Below are 16,847 nucleotides of genomic sequence, written 5' to 3' on the forward strand. Positions count from 1 at the left end.
CGCCGGGGAGGATGCGGCCCCTGGATGCGGCCCGCTGTAGGCCGCGCCACGATCACCCCTTCTGCAGCCGGGCGACCTTCAGGGTGGAGAGGTCGTAGCCATTGGCCCGGGCGATGCCGAGCGCCTTGTCGAGTTCGGCCGGATCCAGCTTCGGCGTCCGCGACAGCACCCAGAGCCAGCGCCGGGACGGTTCCCCCACCACCGCCCAGCGGTAGTCCGGGTCGAGGCCGATGACCCAGTAATTGCCGAAGAAAGGCCAGAAGAAGCTGACGCGCAGCCGGGCATTGTGGCTGCCCTCCACCGCATAGGCCTGGCCCTCCGCCTGGCGCGGCCGGTCGCCGTCCAGCACGTTCAGGCAGCGGTTCACCACGCCGATGCGGCCATCGGGCCGCAGGGTGTAGGTGGCGGTGACGTCCTCGCAGGAGACGGAGGAGGAATCCTGCGCCCACATCGGCAGCCGCGCCACCTCGAGCCAGGTGCCGAGGTAGCGCTGCACCTCCACGCCGGCGACCGGCTGCGGCGTGGTCGCGTCCGGCTGGCTGACGCAGCCCGCCAGCAGCAGGGCGGCGGCGAGGGCGAAACCTCTCATGGCACCATTCCTTCCGGCAGCCCGCCGACATGGTCGAGGATGGCACCGGCGGTGGTGATCCATACCTCTTCCCGCCGCGCCGCTATGGCGGCCAGCGCCCCGCGCAGCGCCCTGAGACGGTAGGGCTGGCCGATGATGTAGGGATGCAGCGCGATGCCCATCACCTGGGGGATGGCGTCGCGCGCCACCTGCTCCAGCCGCTCCTCGAAATCCGCCAGGACCATGGCGGCGAACTGCTCCGCCCCGTCCTTGCGGGCGATGACCGCGGGGATGTCGTTGACCTCCTGCGGATAGGGGATGGCCAGCAGCCGCCCGGCGCGGGTCGCCATCCAGACGGGCTGGTCGTCCATGCACCAGTTGAGGGTGTAGCCATAGCCGGCCTCGGCCAACAGGTCCGGCGTCGTCCGGCTCTCGGCGATCCAGGGGGAGAGCCAGCCGCGCGGCGGCTTGCCCTCGTGCCGCGCGATCGCCGCCGTGCTCTCCTCGATCAGCGCGCGCTCGCCGGCCTCGTCCAACAGGCTCTGCCGCTCGGAGTTGGTGCGGCCATGGCCGGCGATCTCGTCGCCGCGGGCACGGTGCGCCGCGACCAGTTGCGGCGCGTAGTCGTAGAGGGCGCTGTTCAGCAGCACCGTCGCCGGCAGGCGCAGCGCATCCAGCAGTTCCAGCAGCCGCCAGGCGCCGACGCGGTTGCCGTAGTCCCGCCAGGCATAGTTCAGGACGTCCGGCTGCGGGCCGCCCCCACTGTTCGCACCGGGGGCGAGCTCCGCCCCCAGCCCCTCGCCATAGGCGAAATGCTCCAGGTTCACGCCCAGATAGACCGCCAGCTTCGCCCCGCCGGGCCAGGCATAGCGCGGCCGCTCGGGCCAGGGGTGGTAGGCGTAGCGGCCATGGTTCGGCAGCATCGGCGGCAGGGCTCCGGAACGGTGCGGTTGCATGTGACCGCGGTTTCAGCCCGCGGCAAGCCGGGCCGCGTGACGCGCCCCCATCCGCCGGCTTAGAAAGCACCATGGACTCTCATTCGGCCGGCCGGGACCGCGCGGCCCGGGCGCTGCTGCGCCTTGAATCCCGCGCCCTGCGGCGGCAGGTGGTGCTGCCGATCCTGCTGGGCCTCGCCGCCCTCTGCGTGACGCTGGCCGGCGCCTGGCTGGTGGCGCGGCTGCTCGCCGCGTTGCTCGGCCATGGCGGGGCCGGCTGGCCGCACCTCGCGGCCGCCGCCGCCTTCGCCCTGCTCGGCGCCGCCCTCGCGCTCGCCCAGGAACGCGCCCAGCTCGCGGCCGGGGAGGCGGCGCGGGCGCGGCTGCGCGATGCCGCCTTCACCCGGCTGCTCGAGCTCGGCCCGGCCGACCCCTCCGGCATCGGAGAGCGCGCCTCCCTGGTCGTCGACCGGGTGGAGGCGCTGGACGGCTACTTCGCCCGCTGGATCCCGGCCGCGGCGCTGGCGATGGCCGGGCCGCCGCTGGTCTGCCTCGCCGTTGCCTGGGCCGATCCCGGCAGCGGCGTGGTGCTGGGCATCGCCGGGCTGCTCTACCCCGTCGCCATGGCCCTGACCGGCATCGGCGCCGCCCAGGCCAGCCGGCGGCAATTCGAGGCGCTGGGGCGCCTCTCCGGCCGCTTCCTCGACCGCATGCGCGGCTTGCCGACGCTCGTGCTGTTCAACCGACAGGAGGCCGAGGCCGAGGCGCTGGGCAGCGCGGCGACCGAGTTGCGCCGGCACACCATGAAGGTGCTGCGGGTCGCGTTCCTGTCGGGCACGGCGCTGGAACTGCTCTCGGCCGGCGTGCTGGCCTGCCTCGCCTGGCGGCACCGGGACCTGCTCTCGGGCGGCGGCGACCCGACCGCCGCGGTCTTCTCCCTGTTGCTGGTGCCGGCCTTCTTCGCGCCGCTCCGCGCCTTCGCCGCCGCCTACCAGGACCGCCTGCACGCCGCCGGCGCGGCCTCCGCCCTGGCGCCGCTGCTGGCCGAGCCGTCGGCGCCCGGCCTGCTGCTGGAGGAGATGCCGCCGCGGGTGGTCGTCACCTTCACCGATGTCCGGCTGTCCTACGACCCGGCGCGGCCGCCGGCGCTCGACGGCCTCTCCTTCCGCGCCAATGCCGGGGAGACGCTGGTGCTGGCCGGGCCCTCGGGCGCCGGGAAATCCTCCGTGCTACGCATCCTGATGGGCTTCGTGCGGCCGGAGGCGGGGCGGGTCGCGATCAACGGCCAGGACGCCATGGCGCTGCGGCCGGCCGAGCTGCGGCGGCTCAGTGCCTATGTCGGCCAGAAGCCGCACCTGTTCCGCGCCACGTTGCGGGAGAATATCCGCTTCGCCCGGCCGGAGGCGACGCCGGAGCAGGTCGAGGCCGCGGCCCGCGCCGCGCATGTCCTGGACTTCGCCGAGGCGCTGCCGCAGGGCCTCGACACGCTGGTGGGCGAGGGGGGCTGGGGCCTCTCCGGCGGCCAGGCGCAGCGGGTGGCGCTGGCCCGCGCCTTCCTGCGCGACGCGCCGCTCGTGCTGCTGGACGAACCGACCGCGCATCTCGACCCCGGGACGGAGAGCCTGGTGATCGAGAGCCTGCAACGCCTCTGCCTCGGCCGCACCGCCATCATCGCCAGCCACAGCGGCGCGCGGGCGCGGCTGGGACGGGTGCTGGAGATCGAGGCCGGGCGCGTGGCCGGGGCGCCGCGGGTGGGGGCGGCGGGATGATGCGCGGCTCGTCTCTTCCTCGGCGTGCGGCAGGACGGCCATCCCATGCTGCGTGACCTTGGCCGCGTCCTCTCCCTCTGGCGCGCCCAGGCCGGCTGGCTCGTCCTCGGCATCGCCGTCTCGGCCGGCTCGACCCTCCTCGGCATGGCGCTGCTGGCGCTGGCAGGCCAGGGCATCGCCGCCGCACTGGGCGGCGCCGCGCTCGGCGGCGGGCTGGCCTTCCTGCTGCTCCGCCCACTGGTCCTGCTGCGCCCCGCCGCCCGCTGGACCGAGCGCATGGTCACCCACGCCGCCACCTTCCGGGCGCTCGCCGATACCCGCATCTGGTTCTTCCGTCGCCTGGCCGAGCGCCTGCCCGCCGGCATCGGCCTCGGCCGCTCGGGCGACCTGCTGGGGCGGTTGGTCTCGGACGTGGATGCGCTGGACGGGCTCTACCTGCGCGCCATGGTCCCGGCGCTCTCGGCGCTGGCCGTGGTCGCCGTGGCGGCCGCGCTGCTGGCCGGCGCGCCGCTGCTGGCCGCCGCCGTCGCCCTGCCGCTCGCTGTCGCGCTGCTGCTGCCGCTGCTCCTCGCCCCCGGCGCGGCGCGGTCGGCATCGCGCGCCGCGACCGCGCAGGGAAGGCTGCGCGCCGCCGCCATCGACCCGCTGCTCGGCGTCGAGGACGTGCTGGCGGCGAATGCCGAGGCGGCCGCGCGCGATGCCCTGGCCCGCGACGGCGAGGCCCTGGCGCGGGCCCAGCGCGGCCTTGGTCTGCGCGCGGCCTGGGCGGGCGCGACCGGGACGCTGCTGGTGCAGGTGGCACTGCTCGGCGCACTCGCCTGGGGGCTGGCGACGGGCGCCGGCGGCGCGGCGCTGGCCGTGCTCGGCCTCTTCCTCGCCGTCGCCGCCGCGGAATCCCTCGGCCTGCTGCCGCGCGCCGGCATCGCGCTGGCCGGCGCCGCCGCCGGCGCGCGGCGGCTCTTCGAACTCGCCGATGCCCCGCCGCCGGTCGCCGAGCCCGCCCAGCCCGCCGGGGAACCGGCCGGCCACGCCATCCGCGTCGAGGGGCTTCGTTTCGCCTGGAGCGCGGACCGCGCCCCGGTCTTCGAGGATCTCGATCTCGACATCCCGGAAGGCACGCGGCTGGCGCTGCTCGGTCCCTCCGGCATCGGCAAGTCGAGCTTCGCCGCGCTGCTGCTGAAGCTGGCCGCGCCGCAGGCCGGCCGGATCACCCTCGGCGGCGTGGACATCGCCGACCTCCCGGCCGAGGTGCTGCGCCGGCGCATCGCCTGCCTGACGCAGGATGCGCGGCTCTTCGACGACAGCATCGCCGCCAACCTGCGCATCGCCGCGCCGCGCGCGCCCGAGGCCGCGCTCTGGCGGGCGCTGGACCGCGCCGGGATCGGCGAGCTGGTGCGCGCCTTGCCGGAAGGTCTCGAGACCCGCTGCGGCGAGGGCGGCGCGCGCTTCTCCGGCGGGCAGGCGCGGCGGCTCGCACTGGCCCGCGTGCTGCTCTCGGCCGCGCCGGTGCTGGTGCTGGACGAACCGACGGCCGGGCTGGATGCCGAGACCGAGCGCGCCTTTCTCGAGACGCTGGAGCAGGTGACGCCGGGTCGCACGGTGATCCTGATCACGCACCGGCTGGTCGGGGTGGAGAAGCCGACGCGCATCTTGCGGTTGGCGGGCGGGCGGGCGCTGCCGGCCGCCGGCTGAGTCTGTGCGCCCGCGCATAGCGGGCACGCACGGCGTCGTTGGAATGTCCCCGCATCGACCCTCATACTTCCGCCATGGCGCGGGAGGAGGCTTGCGGTGACGGGAGCGGGACGCCTCGCAGACAATCGGACGCCCGCCGCACTGGCCATGCTGGCCCTGCTGGCGGCGGGGGCGCCTGCCTCGGCGCAGGATGCGGTGCAGGACATGGCCAAGTCCTGCTTCACCTGCCACGGGCCGCTCGGCGTCTCCACCTCGCCCCTCATCCCCATCATCGCCGGGCAGAACGCGCGATATCTCTCCGGCGCCATGAAGGCCTATCGCGACGGGCTGCGCGGCGGCGACCCGTCCAAGATGATGGTCGAGCCGATGCGGGGGATGACGGACGCGGCCGCCGAGGCGCTCGCCGCCTTCTTCGCCGGGGTGAAAGGAGCACGATGATGCGCGGGCTGCGACCGGTTCTCCTCCTCTCCGCCCTGCTCCTCGCCACGCCACTGCGCGCCGAGACCCTCGCCCTCGACACCGAGGCGGGGTCGGAGCGGCTGCTGCAGGCCGGGGTCGGCCCGCAGGGCTTCGGCCTGATGGCGCATCTCGAGACCGAGATGTACCTGACCTTCTGCGGGCCCGCCGCGCTCGCCACCGCCTTGAACTCGCTCGGCATCCGCGATCCCTCGCCGCCGGAATTCTACCCCTATCACCGCGTCACCCAGGCCTCGGTCTTCACGCCCAAGAATCTGGCGGTGAAGAGCCTGGCGCAGGTGCAGGGCGCGGGCATGACGCTCGAGCAGCTCCTCGACTTCGCGCACAACCTCGGCGCGGAGGCGAAGGCGCTGCATGGCGACGTGCTGACCGAGGCGGATCTCCGCGGCCTGCTGCAGCGCGCGCAGGCCGACAGCAGGCAGCGCGTCATCGCCAACTACTCGCGGCGCGCGATCGGGCAGGAGGGGGAGGGGCATTTCTCCCCCATCGGCGCCTTCGACGCGGCGAGCGACAGCGTGCTGATCCTCGACGTCGCCCGCTACAAGTATCCGCCGGTCTGGGTGCCGGTGCCGGAGCTGCTGCAGGCCATGCAGACGGTGGACACCGATGCCGGCAAGGCGCGCGGCCTGCTGCTGCTGACGGTGCCGTGATGCGCCGCCGCGACCTGCTGGCCGGCGCCGCGGCCGCGCCCGCCGCGACGCTGGCCCGGCCGGCCGGCGCGGCGCCGCTCGGCGCGCCGGCACCCGTCTCCGACGATCCCTTCCTGCGCGCCGCCTTCGCCTTGGCCGGCGGCGGCGAAGTGCCGGACTTCGTCCTGGCCAATGCACGCCGGATGATCGAGACGCAGTTCGGCTTCGGCAGCATCGACGCGCTGGTCAAGGCGGTCGCGGCCTGGCGCCCGGGCGAACCGCTGCCGCGCGCAATCGAGCCGATCGCGCAGCGGCTGCTCGTCATCCTCTATACCGGGGAGACGGACGGCCCCGACCCGCGGACGCGCGCTGGCCATTATCCATGGGCGCTCGCCTGGCAGCAGCTCGGCTTCGCCAAGGCGCCGGGCATCTGCGGCCCCGGCTTCGGACAGTGGAACCGGACATGACCACCGCCGCGACCGAGGACTGCGACGTCGCCATCGTCGGCTCCGGCGTCGCCGGGGCGCATCTCGCCTATGCGCTGGCGCGGAAGGGCTCGCGCGTCCTGGTGCTGGAGGCGGGACAGAGGCGGACCCGCGCCGAGCTGACGCGGACCTTCTACGACAATCCGTCGAAGGGCCCGCAATCCGCCTATCCGCCCGATCCCTTCGCGCCCTTCCCGGACGACGACCACTACGACGAATTCTATGTCCAGGGCGGCGCGATGAAGTTCATCGGCGCCTATCTCCGCCTCGTCGGCGGTACCTCCTGGCACTGGACCGGCTTCGCCGACCGTCTGCGCCCGGTGGATTTCCGCATGCGCAGCACCTATGGCGTGGCCGAGGACTGGCCCGTCACCTACGAGGACCTCGAGCCCTATTATGAGGTCGCCGAGCGGGAATGGGGCGTCGCCGGTGACCTGCACTTCACCTGGGGCGCGCCGCGCCGGAGTTGTTTTCCGCTGCCGCCGATCCCGGCGACCACGCTCGACCGCGCGCTCGCCCCGGCGCTCGCCTCGCTCGGGCTCAGCGCCGGGCTCTTCTCGCATGCCCGCAATTCGAAGCCCTTCGACGGCCGCCCCGCCTGCTGCGGCAACAACAGTTGCGTGCCGATCTGTCCGATCGGCGCGAAATACGATGCCTCGGTGCATGTCGCGAAGGCCGAGGCGGCGGGCGCGCGGCTGATCGAGCGGGCGCGGGTGGATTTCGTCGAGCTCGGTCCCGACCGCCGCGTCGCGCGGCTGCTGGCGCGCCGGCCGGATGGCAGCGTCCTGGCGGTGACGGCGCGGCACTACGTGCTGTGCTGCCATGCCATCGAGACGCCGCGCCTGCTGCTGGCGAGCAAGCAGCCCCTGGCGCCGCATGGCGTCGCCAATGGCAGCGACAATGTCGGCCGCTGGCTGCTGACCCAGGCGAACCAGGACACGCAGGGCCTGACGCCGAAGCCGGTGCTGCCCTATCGCGGTCCGCAGCAGACCAGCGGCATCCAGGAGCTGCGCGATGGTCCGTTCCGGCGCAGCGAGGCGGCGGTCGGCACCTCCTTCATGAACAGCGGCTGGTCCGGCAACAGCGACGCCACGGAGGAAGCCAAGGCGCTGATCGGCCGCGGCCTGAAGGGCGCGGCGCTGGTCCGGGCGCTGAACGACCGCGTCTCGCGCCACCTCCGCCTGAATTCCTCGGCCGAGACGCTGCCGCGGCGCGAGAACCGGGTAGAGCTCGACCCGGTGCTGCGCGACGCCGCCGGCATCCCGCGGCCGCGCGTCACCTTCGCGCTCGACGACTACACGAGGCACGGCCTGGCTAAGGCGCTCGACATCAATCGCCGGATCTTCCGGGCCATGGGGGCGACGGAGGTCACCGCGAAACCGCCCTACCTCTCCAACGCCATCATCGCCGGCACCACGCGCATGGGGCGCGATCCGCGCCACTCGGTCGTCGCGCCCGATCTCAGGACGCATGAGCACGCCAATCTCTCGATCCTCGGCGCCTCGACGCATGTGACGGCGCCGGTGAATGCGCCGAGCCTGACCATCGCCGCGCTGGCCTATCGGCTCGCAGATCGGCTCACGGCCCCTGGCGGTATGAGCTGACGGCGGCCTCCGGCAGGTTGGTCTCGTCCCGCGTCCAGCGCGGCGGCGGCGGCCGCTCGCTCTCCGCCTCCGGCAGGCCGGAGCGCGCGAGGCCGGCGACGAGCCGGTCCACCGCGCCCGCCGCCTTGAAGGAAACGCCGTAGTAGATCCGCAGGCTCGCCTGCGTCTCCTTCGGGCTGAGCGCGAGCAGGCGCAGCACCGCCTCCCGCCCTTCCTCCGCCCGGTCGAGCAGGCCGAAGCAGGCGGCGCGGATGCGCCAAGCCGGGACATAGTCGGCCTTCTCGTTCAGCGCGCGGCTGCTCCAGCCCAGGCTCTCCTCGTAGCGGCCGGCGGCGAAGGTGGCGAAGGCGGCGGCGAGGAATTTGTTGTAGGTCTGCGCATCCAGCGGGCTCAGGCGATGCGCGCGCTCGAGATGCGCGAGCGCGACATCGGCCTCGCCGAGATAGGCGCGGGCCATGCCGCTATAGGTCAGCGCATCGGCGGAGTTGGGATTGAGCCGGAGCGAGCGGTCGATCAATGCCACGCCGCCGGCGACATCGCCACCCGCGAGCGCGACGGTGATGCCGGCCATCCAGAGCACTTCCGGATCGTCCTTGGCCAGTTCCGCCGCGCGGCGGCCCATGCGCGCGCCCTCGGCGATGCTGGGATGCGTTGGCGGAACCCAGCCCTGGACCTTGCGGTGCAGCCGGCAGCGCGCGCCGAGGGCGAGGTTGCGCGCGCTATCCGGGTCGAGCCGCAGCGCGCGGTCGGTCAGCTCCTTCGCCCGCTCGATGTCGTCGCGCGTCATGCGGTAGAAATGGCCGGTCGCGCGCAGGAACAGGTCGTAGGCCTGGATGCTCTCGGGCGGGGCGCGCGTCGCGCGCTCGACCTCGGCGAAGAGCAGCCGCGGCTCGATCGCAGCCACCACGCTCTCGGTCACGCGGTCCTGCAGCTCGAAGACCTCGCCGATGCTGCCGTCGAAGCGGCCGGCCCAGAGCTGGTGGCCCGTCTCCGCCTCCACCAGGCTGCCGGTGATGCGCAGGTGGTCGGCGGCGCGCCGCACCGTGCCTTCCAGCACGTAGCGCACCCCGAGCTCGCGTCCCACCTGGCTGACCGGCACGGCGCGACCGCGATAGGTGAAGGAGGAACTGCGCGCGATGACGAAGAAGGACCGCACCTGCGACAGGGCGTTGATGACGTCCTCCGCGATGCCGTCGGCGAAGAAGTCGTGTTCGGGATTGCCGCTCAGATTGGCGAAGGGCAGCACGGCGAGGGAGGGGCGGGCGGGCAGTGGCGGATGCGGCCGCGGCTTCGCGCAGTCATCGCCGATGACGCGAAAGCAGCGCACGCGCTGCTCGAGGCCCCTGACCTCGAGCCCGCCGAGATCCTCGAAGCCGCAGGCGACCACGCCGCGCACTGCCTCGTGCACCGCGCCGGAGATGAGGACGCCGCCGGGCGGTGCAAGGTTCTGCAGCCTTGCGGCGACGTTCACCACGCTGCCGAAGACATCCGTGCCGCTGACCAGGAATTCGCCCGCATTCAGCCCGATGCGGAAGAGCAGGCGGCGGTCCTCCTGCTCGCCGCGCGCCGCCTCGGCCATGCGGAGCTGCATGTCGAGCCCGGCGCGCAGCGCGGCGAGGCTGTTCGGCAGGACGCAGAGGATGCCGTCGCCGGCACGGCTGACCACCTCGCCGCCATGCGCGTGCACGAGGGCGAAAGCTTCCTCCATCGCTCCGGTCAGCCGCCGGAACGTCCATTCCTCGTCCGCCTGCATCAAGGCTGTGTAGCCTACCACATCGGCGGCCAGGATCGCGGCGCAGCGGCGTTCGATCATTGTGGTCCGGGAACTTCCGATGCAGGCTACCGCAGTGCAGCGGGCCGTGCCAAGCAACAAGGCCGCCGCAAGGCGACGGTGCAGAAGGGTGTGCCGATGATGCCATGTCGGACTGCCGGATCGAAGCCGGGGCGATGCGCGCCGCATCGCCTTCCGGCGCTCCTGCTCGGCGCGCTGCTCGCCGGGCCGGTCACGGCGCAGCATGCCGCGCATGGCCCTGCGCTCGGCAAGGTGCATATGCCGATACCATGCAGCGAAGCGGCGCAGGCGTTGTTCGACGAAGGGTTGCTGCACCAGCATTCCTTCGGCCATGACGCGGCGACGGAGAGGTTCCGGGCCGCGCTGCAGGCCGAGCCTGCCTGCGCCATGGCGCGCTGGGGCATGGCGCTCGCCCGGCTCGACAACCTCTTCGCCACGCCGGACGAGGGCGCGCAGGCCGAGGCGCGCGCGCTGCTGACGGATGCGGCCATACCGCCTGCGGCGCGCAATGCCTGGATCGCCGCGCTCGCCGATCTCGTCGCGCCCGGCAGGCCCTGGCCGGAGCGCCTGCCGCGCTTCGCCGCGGCGATGCGCGACAACGCCCTGGCGAACCCACGGGATGAGGAAGCGCAGGTCTTCCACGCCCTGGCGTTGCTGATGGCGGCGCCTGCCGACGATGCCCTCGCTGCCGCGCAGCAGGAGGCAGCGGCGATCCTGGAGCCGATCTGGATGCGCCAGCCCGAGCATCCCGGTGTGATGCACTACCTCATCCATGCCTATGACGTGCCGGCGCTGGCGCCGCGCGGGCTGCCGGCCGCCCGCCGCTATGCCGCGGTCGCAGCGGATTCGCCGCATGCGCTGCACATGCCCTCGCACATCTTCACGCGTCTCGGCGAATGGCAGGACTCCGTCGGTGCCAATCGCCGCTCGGCCGACCTCGCCCGCCGCTCCGGCCTGGTGAACGACGAACTGCATGCGCGGGACTACCTCGTCTACGCCCTCCTGCAACTCGGCCGGATGCGGGATGCCCAGGCCGTGTGGCAGGAGGCGCAGCCGCTGCTGCCGCGGATGAACCGGGCGCATCTCGGCGGGCCCTATGCCGCCGCCGCCATGCCGGCGCGGCTGGCGCTGGAAGCCGGTGACTGGGCAGCCGCGGCCGCGCTGCCGCTGGTCGGGTCCGACCGGCCGGAGGTGGCGGCGCTGCCGCGCTTCGCCCGCGCGATCGGCCTGATCCGCAGCGGCCGCACGGGCGAGGCAGCGCCAGAGATCGCCGCGCTCCGGCAGCACGAGGCGGCGCTGCGGGCCGGGTCCGAACCCGAATGGGCGGCGCGGCTGGCGGCGCAGGCCGCCGGCGCCTCCGGGCTCGCGCGCATCGCGCAGGGCGAGGTCGAGGCCGGGCTCGCCGAGCTCCGGGCCGCGGCGGAGGCCGAGGAGGCCGTGCCGAAGGATGTCGTCATACCCGGCCCCGTCGCCCCGCTGCGCGAACTTCTGGGCGAGGCGCTGCTTTCCCTCGGCCGTCCCGCGGAGGCCGAAGCGGCCTTCGTTCGCGTGTTGGCGAGCGAGCCGAAGCGGTTCCGCTCGCTCGCCGGCGCGGCCGCCGCGGCGGGCAGGCCGCCACTCGCCATAGCGCGCTACCGCCTGCTGCTGGCGATCGCCGGCGATGCGGATGCGGACCGCCCGGAGATCGTCGCGGCCAGAGGTGTCCTCGCCACGGCAAGGTAGGGGGAGGGCCGCTCAGCCCGTCGCGGCGTTGCCGGTCGTCGCCCCGGGCGGCGTGCCCTTGATCGGGATGCGGTTCTCCTTCGCCTGCGCCTGTGCCGGCCTCGGCAGCGTCACATGCAGCACGCCCTTGTCGAAGCTGGCGGAGACGCTGCCGGGCTCCGGCGCGAAGGGCAGGCGCAGGCTGCGCTGGAAGCTGCCGTAGCTGCGCTCCTGCACGTGCACGCCCTTCTCCTCGGTCGTCGTCTCCGCCTTCTTCTCGCCGCGCAGCGTCAGCATGTCGCCCTCGAGCGACAGGTCGATGTCGGTCTCGGCGACGCCCGGCAGCTCGGCCGTCAGCTCCAGCCCCTGCGGCGTCTCCTTCACGTCGAGGCTGGGGGCGAAGCCGGTGCCGAAGGGAGCGCGCGGCGCGGCGACGCCGCGGAACACGTCGTCCACCGCGCGGCTCAGCTCGCGCTGGAGCTGGAAGAAGGGGTCGTCGCCGCGCGTGAGGTCGTTGCGGGATGCCAGGAAGCGGGAGAGCATGGACTTCTCCGTCATCGTGGAATCGGCGGGGCGCCTTGGGCCCCGTTGCCAGGGTCGCAGGGCACGGCCGCCCGTGCCTTGCGTCGGATCAAGCGCCTTGCGGAAGGCGGCGATGCACCGACAATCATCTGTGACAGGGTTTGACCCGTAACCGCCGGTACCGGCCCCGCGTACCGGTCCTCAGCCGCCAGGAGCCAAGCCGCGTGTCCGTCATCGCCGCCCCCGCGACCCGCCCGCTCGACCCGCTGAAATTCCGTGACCCCCTGGTGACGGCGAAGGGGGAAACGCGGGCGACCGTCGCGCTCACTGGCCTCCGCACGCTCTGGGTGAACACCGGCACGCTCTGCAACATCACCTGCCGCAATTGCTACATCGAGAGCAGCCCGCGCAACGATGCGCTGGCCTACCTCACGGCCGCCGAGCTGCGGGGGTACCTCGAGGAGATCGCGCGGGACGCGCTGCCGGTGGAGGAGGTCGGCTTCACTGGCGGCGAGCCCTTCCTGAACCGCGAGCTGCCGGAAATGCTGCGCGACGTCCTCTCCCGCGGGCTGCGGGCCCTGGTGCTGACCAACGCCATGAAGCCGATGCGCAACCATGCCGCCGCGCTGCTGGCGCTGCAGCGCGAGTTCGGCGAGCGGCTGACGCTCCGTGTCAGCCTCGACCACCACGAGCCGCTGATCCACGACCTGGAGCGGCAGGAGGGCAGCTTCGCCCAGGCGCTGGAGGGGCTGGACTGGCTGGCGCGGCAGGGCTTCCGCGTCCATGTCGCCGGCCGCGCCGCCTTCGGCGCGGAGGGCGAGGCGGCGATGCGCGAGGGCTTCGCGCGCCTCTTCGCCGAACGCGGCATCCCGGTCGATGCGCGGGACCCGGTCGCGCTGATGCTCTTCCCCGAGATGGACGCGGCGGCCGACGTGCCGGAGATCACGACGGCCTGCTGGGGCATCCTGAAGAAGAGCCCGGACAGCCTGATGTGCGCCTCCGCCCGCATGGTCGTGAAGCGCAGGGGCGCCGAGCGGCCCGCGGTGCTGGCCTGCACCCTGCTGCCCTACGACCCGCAATTCGAGCTCGGCGCGACGCTGGCCGAGGCCTCCCGGCCGGTACCGCTCAACCATCCGCATTGCGCCAGATTCTGTGTCCTCGGCGGCGCCGCCTGTTCACGCTGACCGGCGCTCGCCGTTCCCGTCCGGGATGCGGTTGACGGGGCCGGGCGATTGCCGGACCAATCGGCGGATTGCCGGATCCGGAGTTGCGCCATGCGCCGTCGCCTCGCCCTTCTCGCCCTGCCGCTGCTCGCGCTCGCCGCCTGCCAGCAGCCCGCCGCGGTCGGTGCCGCGCCGGCGAGCGTGGTCTTCTTCAACCAGGACAGCGCGGCGCTGGACGAGAGCGGCGCCGCCGTGGTGGCGCAGGCCGCCGCCCTGGCGAAGGAGCGGCCGGGCCAAGCCGTGCGGGTCCGCGGCTTCGCCGCCAGCACCGCCGGCACGCCGGGCTTCAACCAGGCGCTCGCGAATGCCCGGGCGCAGCATGTCGCCGACCACCTCGCCGAGGCCGGCGTCGAGCGCTCCCGCATCCGCATCGAGCCGCGCGGCGCCCTCGCGCCGAGCGACCCGTCCTTCCCGACCGAGGCGCGGCGCGTCGAGATCCTGATCGGCGGCTGATCCCGGGCGCTTGCCCACTGGGAATCGGCCGCGCCGTGCTATAGGCGCGGGATGCTCGACCAGCCGAGGCAGGACATCGCGGGCGAGGCGCCCGAGGAGATCCTGCACCGCGTCTTCGGCCATCCCGCCTTCCGCGGCCGCCAGGAGGAGATCGTCCGCCACGTCATGGCGGGCGGTTCCGGCCTCGTGCTCATGCCCACGGGCGGCGGCAAGTCGCTCTGCTACCAGGTGCCGGCGCTCTGCCGGCCGGGGCTCGGCATCGTCGTCTCGCCGCTGATCGCCCTGATGGAGGATCAGGTCGCGGCGCTGCGCCAGCAGGGCGTCGCGGCGGCGGCGCTGCATTCCGACCTGCCGGAGGAGCAGGCACGGGAGGTCAGGCGCGACCTCGGCCGTGGCCAGGTCAAGCTGCTCTATATCTCGCCGGAGCGGCTGACGCTCGACGGCACGCTGGATTTCCTCTCGCGGCGGGACCTCGCGCTCTTCGCGATCGACGAGGCGCATTGCGTCAGCCAGTGGGGCCACCATTTCCGGCCGGAATACCGCGGCCTCGGCCTGCTGGCGGAGCGCTTCCCGAGCGTCCCGCGCCTCGCGCTGACCGCGACCGCCGATCCGCGCACCGTCGAGGACATCCGCGCGCAGCTCGGCCTCTCCGAGAGCCCGGTCTTCCGCGGCGGCTTCGACCGACCGAACATCTTCATCAGTGCCGCCCCGCGGGAGAGCGAGCGCAGCCAGTTGCGGGCCTTCGTCAAGGCGGCCTCGGACGGCACCGGCGCCGGGATCGTCTATTGCGGCACGCGGGCGAAGACCGAGCAGACCGCTGAATGGCTACGCGGCGACGGGCATGACGCGCTCTGCTTCCACGCCGGCATGGACCCGGAGGCGAAGCGGCAGTCGCATCGCCGCTTCGCCCGTGGCGATGCGGTGATCATGGCCGCGACCATCGCCTTCGGCATGGGCATCGACCGGCCCGACGTGCGCTGGGTCTGCCACCTCGATCTGCCGCGCAGCCCGGAAAGCTGGTACCAGGAGATCGGCCGCGCCGGCCGCGACGGGCTGCCGGCGCGGGCGCTGCTGCTCTACGGCGCCGGCGACATCGCGCTCGCCCGCCACCGCATCCAGGAAAGCCCGGCGCTGGACGAGCAGAAGCGGATCGAGCGGGCGCGGCTGGAAGCCATGGTCTCCATCGCCGAGGCCGCCACCTGCCGCCGCCGCATCCTGCTGCGCTGCTTCGGGGAAGCCCTGGGACCGGGCGATCCAGAGAACTGCGGCGCCTGCGATGTCTGCCGCGATCCGCCGCGGCTCTTCGACGGCACGGTGCCGGCGCAGAAGCTGCTGAGCGCGGTGCTGCGCACGCGCCTGCCCTCAGGGATGCATTTCGGCCTCGGCCATGTGGTGGACGTCCTGCGCGGTCGGGTGACGCCGAAGGTCGCGCAATTCGCGCATGACAAGGTCAAGACCTTCGGCATCGGCGCCGATCTCTCGGATGCCGCCTGGCGCGGCGTGGCGCGGCAGCTCGTCGCGCGTGGGGCGCTCGACGTCGCCATCGAGAACCATGGCGAGCTGGTGCCGACCGAGGCGGCCCGGCCGATCCTGAAGGGCGAGGAGAAGGTGCTGCTGCGCGAGGAGACGGTGAGCGCCGCGACGCCGCGCGAGCGCGCCGGCCGCGGCAGCCCGCCGGCCATGGCGGGCGATCCGCTCTTCGATGCGCTGCGCACCTGGCGCAAGCGGGAGGCCGAGGTGCAGGGCCTGCCCGCCTATATGATCTTCTCGAACGAGACGCTGGCCTCCATCGCGCGGATGCGGCCGCAGGATGCCGAGGACCTGGCGATGATCCCGGGCGTCGGGCGGAGCAAGCTGGAGCGCTATGCCGAGGACGTGCTGCGGATCGTCCACGAGGTCGACTGACCCGCGGGCCCGCCACCCGCCCTACTTCTTCCGCTTCAGCAGCGTCAGCGCCACGGCGGTCAGCGCCGCCGCGCCGGCCGCCGGCGCCAGGCTCTTGCGCTCGCCTGCCTCGCGCCGCGGTCGCCGCCGCCGGCACGGGTTCACCGGCTCGGCCGCCAGTGCCTCCTGCGCCTCGGCATTGCCCTGCATCCCCGCCCAGACCTTGGTGAACTCGGCGCCGAGCAGGAAGATCTGCGCGGAGTAGTAGATCCAGACCAGCACCACCATCAGCGCGCCCGCCGCGCCATAGGTGCTGCCGATGCCGGCCGTGCCGATGTACCAGCCGATCAGCCCCTTGCCGATCGAGAAGAGGAAGGCCGTCACCAGCGCCCCGACCGAGACGTCGCGCCAGCCGATATGCCGGTTCGGCAATATCTTGTAGATGACGGCAAAGAGCAGCGCCGTCATGGCGAAGGTCAGGGCGAAGTTGACCTCGTCGATGAAGCGCCCGGTCTCCGGCACCAGCTCCGCGGCCCAACTCGTCACCGCGGCGACCACGGCGGTGGCGATGAGCGAGGCCAGCAGCAGCACGCCGGTCCCCAGCACCAGCGCGATGCTCAGCAGCTTGTTGCGGACGAGGTGCCAGACCGTGTCCTGCTCCGGCGGCGGCGCCCGCCAGATGACGTTCAGCGCCGCCTGCACCTCGGTGAAGACGCTGCTGGCAGTGAAGAGCAGCACCAGGATGCCGATGCCGGCCGCGATCTGCCCGGCCTGCGCATCCGCCGCGCCGCGGATCAGCCCCTCCACCACCTGCGCGCCGGTATCGCCCATCAGCGCCTCGAGCTGCTGCGCCACCGCGCCCTCCGCCGCCTGCGGGCCGAAGAAGAGCCCGGCGATGGCCGTGGCGATGACCAGCAGCGGCGCGACGGAGAAGAAGCAGTAATAGGCGATGGCCGCGCCGCGGCTCATCGCGTCGTCGGCGACGTAGCCCTCGACGCTGGCGCGGACCAGGCCCCAGAACCTTCGCAGCATGCCTCCCTCCTCGTCCTGGCCGCCTGGCCGGGGCCGCCGCAGAACGGGCGGCCCGCGCTCCCGGTTGCCTGGTCGGGCGGA

General features: G+C 73.4%; 15 protein-coding genes. 10 read left to right on the top strand and 5 right to left on the bottom strand.

All coding sequences use genetic code 11. The features are described from left to right. Nucleotides 1-52: 52 nt before the first annotated feature. Together Q7A36_RS08580 and Q7A36_RS08585 are read right to left on the bottom strand one after the other, a co-directional pair. Complete coding sequence (locus Q7A36_RS08580) at nucleotides 53-589, bottom strand: lipocalin family protein (RefSeq protein WP_305103266.1); 537 nt, start codon at nucleotides 587-589, stop codon at nucleotides 53-55. After that, nucleotides 586-1,491 (bottom strand): polysaccharide deacetylase family protein, encoded by a 906-nt coding sequence (locus tag Q7A36_RS08585; protein WP_305103267.1) that lies wholly within the window; start codon nucleotides 1,489-1,491, stop codon nucleotides 586-588. Before Q7A36_RS08585 ends, Q7A36_RS08580 begins: the two co-directional genes overlap by 4 nt. Before the next feature lie 104 nt (nucleotides 1,492-1,595). Between Q7A36_RS08585 and cydD the strand changes: the two genes are divergently transcribed. From cydD to Q7A36_RS08615, 6 genes are all read left to right on the top strand, one after another. Continuing rightward, entirely contained in the window at nucleotides 1,596-3,272 is a 1,677-nt protein-coding gene (gene cydD / locus Q7A36_RS08590) for a thiol reductant ABC exporter subunit CydD (protein ID WP_305103268.1), read from the top strand. A gap of 45 nt (nucleotides 3,273-3,317) precedes the next feature. Beyond that, nucleotides 3,318-4,964 carry a thiol reductant ABC exporter subunit CydC gene (gene cydC / locus Q7A36_RS08595; RefSeq protein ID WP_305103269.1) on the top strand — a complete coding sequence of 549 codons (1,647 nt, stop codon included), beginning with the start codon at nucleotides 3,318-3,320 and terminating at the stop codon, nucleotides 4,962-4,964. A gap of 96 nt (nucleotides 4,965-5,060) precedes the next feature. Continuing rightward, nucleotides 5,061-5,402: a c-type cytochrome gene (locus Q7A36_RS08600; RefSeq protein ID WP_305103270.1), complete on the top strand. Its 342-nt coding sequence runs from the start codon at nucleotides 5,061-5,063 to the stop codon at nucleotides 5,400-5,402. After that, entirely contained in the window at nucleotides 5,402-6,091 is a 690-nt protein-coding gene (locus Q7A36_RS08605) for a phytochelatin synthase family protein (RefSeq protein ID WP_305103271.1), read from the top strand. The genes Q7A36_RS08600 and Q7A36_RS08605 overlap by 1 nt, the downstream gene beginning before the upstream one ends. After that, nucleotides 6,091-6,537 carry a hypothetical protein gene (locus Q7A36_RS08610; protein ID WP_305103272.1) on the top strand — a complete coding sequence of 149 codons (447 nt, stop codon included), beginning with the start codon at nucleotides 6,091-6,093 and terminating at the stop codon, nucleotides 6,535-6,537. Before Q7A36_RS08605 ends, Q7A36_RS08610 begins: the two co-directional genes overlap by 1 nt. Then, nucleotides 6,534-8,159 (top strand): FAD-dependent oxidoreductase, encoded by a 1,626-nt coding sequence (locus tag Q7A36_RS08615; protein WP_305103273.1) that lies wholly within the window; start codon nucleotides 6,534-6,536, stop codon nucleotides 8,157-8,159. The genes Q7A36_RS08610 and Q7A36_RS08615 overlap by 4 nt, the downstream gene beginning before the upstream one ends. Here the strand turns inward: Q7A36_RS08615 and Q7A36_RS08620 are convergent. Further along, on the bottom strand, nucleotides 8,134-9,972 hold the full coding sequence (locus Q7A36_RS08620) for an adenylate/guanylate cyclase domain-containing protein (protein ID WP_305103274.1): 1,839 nt from the start codon (nucleotides 9,970-9,972) through the stop codon (nucleotides 8,134-8,136). The genes Q7A36_RS08615 and Q7A36_RS08620 overlap by 26 nt on opposite strands. Before the next feature lie 96 nt (nucleotides 9,973-10,068). On the opposite strand from Q7A36_RS08620, the gene Q7A36_RS08625 reads away from it, so the two are divergent. After that, nucleotides 10,069-11,673 (top strand): hypothetical protein, encoded by a 1,605-nt coding sequence (locus Q7A36_RS08625; RefSeq protein ID WP_305103275.1) that lies wholly within the window; start codon nucleotides 10,069-10,071, stop codon nucleotides 11,671-11,673. Between the two features lie 12 nt (nucleotides 11,674-11,685). On the opposite strand, the gene Q7A36_RS08630 is transcribed toward Q7A36_RS08625, so the two are convergent. Further along, the gene (locus Q7A36_RS08630) at nucleotides 11,686-12,210 is read right to left on the bottom strand and encodes an Hsp20/alpha crystallin family protein (protein ID WP_305103276.1); all 525 of its coding nucleotides are present in this window, start codon (nucleotides 12,208-12,210) and stop codon (nucleotides 11,686-11,688) included. A gap of 188 nt (nucleotides 12,211-12,398) precedes the next feature. Between Q7A36_RS08630 and Q7A36_RS08635 the strand changes: the two genes are divergently transcribed. The 3 genes from Q7A36_RS08635 (at nucleotide 12,399) to recQ (ending at nucleotide 15,755) form a co-directional block, all read left to right on the top strand. Continuing rightward, nucleotides 12,399-13,358, top strand: a complete 960-nt coding sequence (locus Q7A36_RS08635; RefSeq protein WP_305103277.1) for a radical SAM protein — start codon at nucleotides 12,399-12,401, stop codon at nucleotides 13,356-13,358. Between the two features lie 90 nt (nucleotides 13,359-13,448). Beyond that, nucleotides 13,449-13,850: an OmpA family protein gene (locus Q7A36_RS08640; RefSeq protein WP_305103278.1), complete on the top strand. Its 402-nt coding sequence runs from the start codon at nucleotides 13,449-13,451 to the stop codon at nucleotides 13,848-13,850. Nucleotides 13,851-13,901: 51 nt separating this feature from the next. Continuing rightward, nucleotides 13,902-15,755 (top strand): DNA helicase RecQ, encoded by a 1,854-nt coding sequence (gene recQ / locus Q7A36_RS08645; RefSeq protein ID WP_305103279.1) that lies wholly within the window; start codon nucleotides 13,902-13,904, stop codon nucleotides 15,753-15,755. Nucleotides 15,756-15,776: 21 nt separating this feature from the next. On the opposite strand, the gene Q7A36_RS08650 is transcribed toward recQ, so the two are convergent. Continuing rightward, complete coding sequence (locus tag Q7A36_RS08650; RefSeq protein WP_305103280.1) at nucleotides 15,777-16,766, bottom strand: YihY/virulence factor BrkB family protein; 990 nt, start codon at nucleotides 16,764-16,766, stop codon at nucleotides 15,777-15,779. Between the last annotated feature and the right edge of the window lie 81 nt (nucleotides 16,767-16,847).

It is taken from the genome of Paracraurococcus lichenis, from assembly GCF_030657435.1.
Lineage (GTDB): Bacteria > Pseudomonadota > Alphaproteobacteria > Acetobacterales > Acetobacteraceae > Paracraurococcus > Paracraurococcus lichenis.

Coding starts and splice junctions, on each gene's coding strand:
- Q7A36_RS08585 (WP_305103267.1), bottom strand. CDS start 1,491: ATGCTGCCGAACCATGGCCGCTACGCCTACCACCCCTGGCCCGAGCGG.
- cydC (WP_305103269.1), top strand. CDS start 3,318: ATGCTGCGTGACCTTGGCCGCGTCCTCTCCCTCTGGCGCGCCCAGGCC.
- cydD (WP_305103268.1), top strand. CDS start 1,596: ATGGACTCTCATTCGGCCGGCCGGGACCGCGCGGCCCGGGCGCTGCTG.
- Q7A36_RS08625 (WP_305103275.1), top strand. CDS start 10,069: ATGATGCCATGTCGGACTGCCGGATCGAAGCCGGGGCGATGCGCGCCG.
- Q7A36_RS08615 (WP_305103273.1), top strand. CDS start 6,534: ATGACCACCGCCGCGACCGAGGACTGCGACGTCGCCATCGTCGGCTCC.
- Q7A36_RS08650 (WP_305103280.1), bottom strand. CDS start 16,766: ATGCTGCGAAGGTTCTGGGGCCTGGTCCGCGCCAGCGTCGAGGGCTAC.
- recQ (WP_305103279.1), top strand. CDS start 13,902: ATGCTCGACCAGCCGAGGCAGGACATCGCGGGCGAGGCGCCCGAGGAG.
- Q7A36_RS08630 (WP_305103276.1), bottom strand. CDS start 12,210: ATGACGGAGAAGTCCATGCTCTCCCGCTTCCTGGCATCCCGCAACGAC.
- Q7A36_RS08605 (WP_305103271.1), top strand. CDS start 5,402: ATGCGCGGGCTGCGACCGGTTCTCCTCCTCTCCGCCCTGCTCCTCGCC.
- Q7A36_RS08640 (WP_305103278.1), top strand. CDS start 13,449: ATGCGCCGTCGCCTCGCCCTTCTCGCCCTGCCGCTGCTCGCGCTCGCC.
- Q7A36_RS08580 (WP_305103266.1), bottom strand. CDS start 589: ATGAGAGGTTTCGCCCTCGCCGCCGCCCTGCTGCTGGCGGGCTGCGTC.
- Q7A36_RS08620 (WP_305103274.1), bottom strand. CDS start 9,972: ATGATCGAACGCCGCTGCGCCGCGATCCTGGCCGCCGATGTGGTAGGC.
- Q7A36_RS08610 (WP_305103272.1), top strand. CDS start 6,091: ATGCGCCGCCGCGACCTGCTGGCCGGCGCCGCGGCCGCGCCCGCCGCG.